Source organism: Bradyrhizobium sp. WSM4874 (assembly GCF_055811835.1).
The window spans coordinates 1-389 of the sequence record NZ_JBVVPR010000229.1 but is presented as its reverse complement, the minus strand read 5'-3'; the positions used below and the strand labels follow the sequence as shown (position 1 = coordinate 389).

At 67.4% G+C, this 389-nt stretch carries 1 pseudogene; it reads right to left on the bottom strand.

The window, feature by feature from the left end:
• A pseudogene (locus AC0L3P_RS40150) lies at positions 1-389 on the bottom strand (group II intron reverse transcriptase/maturase); the annotation flags it as partial.

Here is a 389-nt window from a genome sequence, read left to right as displayed (position 1 = left end):
TGTCCTCTAGCGCCGGCACACCGAGAGGCCGCTTACCGCCATCGGCTTTGGGGATGTAGACTCGTCGCACCGGCTGTGGCCGGTAGCGACCCGTGTGGACGCGTCCGCAGAGCTCCCGGAGGTTATCCGTGAGCCTCTCTTCGTACTTCGCCACCGTTATCCCGTCGACCCCCGCGCTGGCCTGCCGCTTTTGTCGTCGAAACGCCCGACGCAGAGCGTCCTCGTCGACGTGGTGCAGCAAGGCCGTGAACCGGGTTTGGGCAGCCTGCTTGGCTGCCGTGTTCACCCGTTCGAGGTTCGGCGGCAAGGCAACCCGGCTCTGTGTCCGGACCCTGGCCTTCTCGCGCGGGCTCCCCTCGGGCTGGCCCCTTCCCTCCATGCGTCTCGTT